The sequence below is a fragment of the Micromonospora sp. NPDC050200 genome, assembly GCF_040656135.1.
GTDB lineage: Bacteria > Actinomycetota > Actinomycetes > Mycobacteriales > Micromonosporaceae > Micromonospora.
Map to the genome: position 1 here is coordinate 1 of NZ_JBFALG010000162.1, position 1,615 is coordinate 1,615.

Sequence of the window (1,615 nt, forward strand, 5' to 3'; positions counted from 1 at the left end):
TGGCATCCCGGTCGAGGATGAGGCCGCACTCGTCGCAGATGAAGGTCCTGAAGTGCAGCGGCAGCTTGGCTTTCACTGCGCTGCAGCCCGAACAGGTCTTCGAGGACGGATACCAGCGGTCAGCCTTGACAGTCACGCCGCCGGCCCAGCCGGTCTTGTAGGTGATCTGCCGCCGGATCTCGCCGAACCCGGCGTCGGCGATCTTACGAGCCAGCCGGCGGTTACGCAGCATCCCGGCGACGTTGAGGTCTTCCACCACCACCGTGCCGTACTCGGCGCTGATGGTCGTGGTGAGTTTGTGCAGGCCGTCTTGCCGCAGGTTCGCCACCCGGTGATGCACGTGGTTACGTTCGGCGTTCGCGATCAGCCACCGCTTCGACGGCGTCTGGCCGGTGCGCCGATTTGGCCCCTGGCGGCGGGAGACCCTGCGAGACATCCGCTTGAGTACCTTCAGCGCCGTGTCGTAGTGCGCCGGGTTCGGCACGTACCGCACCTCACCCCCAGAGTCAGCCACAACAGCGAGACACTTGACGCCGAGATCCACCCCGACCACCACATCCTGGCGGGCCGGGGCGCGCTCGTTCTTGTTGACCTCGACCTGGAACGAGCAGAACCACCGGCCCCGCTCGAACCGCACGGTGGCCGACAGGATGCGGGCGCTACCGTTCGCCACACGGCGCTCAAGCTTGCGCGTGGACTCGTGAGTACGGATCACCCCGAGCCGGGGCAGGGTCACATGGCGGCGGTCAGGCTCGACACGGATGGTTCCGGTGGTGAACCGGCAGGACATGCGCGCCCGGTGCTTCGACCTGCGGCGAGGAACGCCCATCCGCGGGCCTTTACGCTGCCCGCGCTTGGACTTGGCATAGTTGTCGAACGCGGCGACGGCGTTGGCCAGGCCCGTGCTGTAGGCCTCTTTGGAGTTCTCCTCCCACCAGTCGGCAAACCATGGGTCAGTGCGCTTGACCTGGTTGAACTCCTTGCGCAGTGCGGGCAGTGACCACGGCCGCCACTCGGTCAACTCCTCCTCCGGCACGCCGTAGGAGGCCTCCGCCCGGCGCTGCCACCAGGATGCCGATACCCACGACACCGCCCAGTTGTAGGCGGCGCGGGCCGCCCCGCAATGCGAACGCAGCGCCTGCTCCTGCGTCACGTTCGGGTCGAGCGCGAACCGGTAGGCCTGCACGACAAAGCCCGGCTGGGGCTGGAACCTCTTCACTCGGCGACCTTGCCGGTCGCCACGGCCACGGCGCGGGTCGCGCGATTCTTCGCCGCACGGTGCCCGTACAGCCGGGCGCACATCGAGGTCAGCACCTCGGTCATGTCCCAAACCAGGTCGCTGGTGGTCTCCTGCGAGTTCAGAACAACCAAACGCCGGCCGGTCGCCGACAGCGCCGATTCCAGGTGTTCCACGCCAAAGCGGGCGAGCCGATCCCGGTGCTCGACCACGATCACCGCAACGGTCGGGTCAGCCAGGACCCGATGCAGCTTGCACCGCTTGCCGTCAAGTCCGGAACCGACCTCCTTGACGACCTCGCTAACGGCGAGACCCTGCGCATTGGCGCCCTCCACCACCCGCATGGCCTGACGACCCAGGTCATCTCCTTGGTCAGCG

At 67.3% G+C, this 1,615-nt stretch carries 2 protein-coding genes; both read right to left on the bottom strand.

Translation table 11 applies throughout. From position 1 onward, the window contains the following. The coding region (gene tnpB, locus AB0I41_RS35120; protein WP_357115775.1) for an IS607 family element RNA-guided endonuclease TnpB at positions 1-1,219 on the bottom strand (1,219 nt) is incomplete at its 3' end. Next, on the bottom strand, positions 1,216-1,615 hold a 400-nt coding region (locus tag AB0I41_RS35125; RefSeq protein ID WP_357115778.1), incomplete at its 5' end, for an IS607 family transposase. The genes tnpB and AB0I41_RS35125, both read right to left, overlap by 4 nt.